Raw genomic sequence first — 1960 nt, 5'->3', positions numbered from 1 at the left:
TTTCATTAACAAATTTGCAACCTGAATCATAACTAGATTTTACATTACCCTGTCTTTGGATTTTACAGTGACGGGCTATCATGGTAACTGAAATGATGACGACGACTTAGCCAATCAATAAGGGAGGCTACTGCATTGAAGAAAGCAATCGGAATTGGTCTGCTGGCAGTATTATTGTTGACAGTTACTACATTAGGATGGTCCGGAAGCGGAGGGAATGACCTCTCCAAGGGGATTACCGTTGTCTCTCGGGAAGCGGGCTCCGGTACCCGGGGAGCCTTTGTGGAGCTGCTTGGTATCGAGCAAGACGGTGTTGACCTTACTACCCTCGAGGCAACCATTAGCAACAGCACCTCGGTGGTGATGATGAGTGTTGCTGGCGACGAAGCCGCCATCGGTTACATTTCCCTCGGGTCCCTCAATGATACAGTCAAGGCCGTCTCCATTGACGGTGCTGCTGCCACCATCGAGAACGTCAAGAAGGGCAGCTACAAAATCGCCCGACCCTTTAACATTGCCACCAAGGGCGAGACCAGTGAGCTGGCCAAGGACTTCATCGATTTCATCATGAGTAAGGAAGGTCAAGAAGTAGTTGAAGCCAGCGGTTATATCTCAGTGGCCGGGGAAGAACCTTACCAAGGAACTAAGCCCTCGGGCCGGATTGTAGTTGGCGGTTCCTCCTCGGTGACTCCGGTAATGGAGAAACTGCGGGAGGCCTACCTTGAACTCAATCCCAATGCTGCCATCGAGATTCAACTCAGTGATTCTACTACAGGAATGACTTCAACTATCAACGGCATCATCGATATCGGTATGGCTTCCAGAGCGCTGAAAGAGGCTGAACTAGCCCAATTGGATGCCACGGTAATGGCAATGGACGGAATCGCCGTCATCGTCAACAACGACAACCCGGTGGAGGGGCTGACCAGCCAGCAAGTCAGAGACATCTACCTGGGTGAGATTATCGACTGGAAGGAAATTCTCGACTAATACCGGCACCGCGAGCAAAGGGGTTACCCTAAGTGGTAGCCCTTTGCTGCGCCCAAGTTAAGGAGACATTGTATGGGTAGAAATACAGAGAAGATCATGCAAGGCGTATTTTGGCTGGCCGCCTGTACCTCAATCCTGGCCGTGGCCTTGATCTGCGTCTTTCTGTTTGTCAATGGCCTTCCCGCCATGTGGGATATAGGGATCTTTGACTTTCTCTTCGGTAGAATATGGCGACCCTTAAACAACATCTTTGGGATCTTTCCCATGATCCTCGGCAGTATCTACGTCACTGCCGGGGCAGTGATTCTCGGAGTTCCCATCGGGATTTTGACTGCCCTGTTCATGGCCAACTACTGTCCCCCAAGGTTATACCGTATCCTTAAGCCCATCATCGAGCTTTTGGCAGGCATCCCTTCAGTAGTCTACGGCTTTTTCGGACTAGTGGTTCTGGTCCCTTGGGTGAGGAATACCTTTGGCGGCAACGGAACCAGCATTCTCACGGCCTCGATGCTGCTGGGGATTATGATCCTGCCTACCATCATCGAGGTGTCGGAATCAGCCCTAAGGGCTGTTCCCAAGGCTTACTACGAAGGTGGACTGGCCCTGGGGGCAACCCATGAGCGCACCATCTTTTTTGTCACTTTGCCTGCGGCCAGGTCCGGTATCTTGGCAGCTATCGTCCTTGGTGTTGGACGGGCCATTGGCGAAACGATGGCGGTAATTATGGTTGCGGGAAACCAAGCCCGGATGCCCGCGGGTATCTTGAAGGGGATTAGAACGATGACCGCCAACGTCGTCATCGAAATGGGCTACGCCTATGGCTTGCACCGAGAGGCTCTGATCGCTACGGCGGTACTCCTGTTTGTCTTTATCCTGATTATCAACCTCTCGTTCTCGCTGCTGAAAAGGAGGGCTAGTTAATGGAACCGATTAACACCCAGAGCCTGGCGCAGAAATGGAATTCATACAA

Annotated in this window: 2 protein-coding genes; both read left to right on the top strand. The window is 51.8% G+C overall.

The window, feature by feature from the left end; all coding sequences use genetic code 11:
• Positions 1 to 135 precede the first annotated feature (135 nt).
• Positions 136 to 990, top strand: coding sequence for a phosphate ABC transporter substrate-binding protein (locus tag GX030_09385; GenBank protein ID NLV92587.1), 855 nt, complete (start codon positions 136 to 138; stop codon positions 988 to 990).
• Positions 991 to 1062: 72 nt separating this feature from the next.
• A complete protein-coding gene (gene pstC / locus GX030_09380) occupies positions 1063 to 1911 on the top strand; it encodes a phosphate ABC transporter permease subunit PstC (GenBank protein ID NLV92586.1) in 849 nt (282 codons plus the stop codon).
• Positions 1912 to 1960 lie beyond the last annotated feature (49 nt).

This window comes from Bacillota bacterium, assembly GCA_012727955.1.
In the GTDB taxonomy this organism is placed as follows: Bacteria; Bacillota; Limnochordia; order DTU087; family JAAYGB01; genus JAAYGB01.
This window is presented reverse-complemented; position numbering and strand designations above follow the sequence as displayed.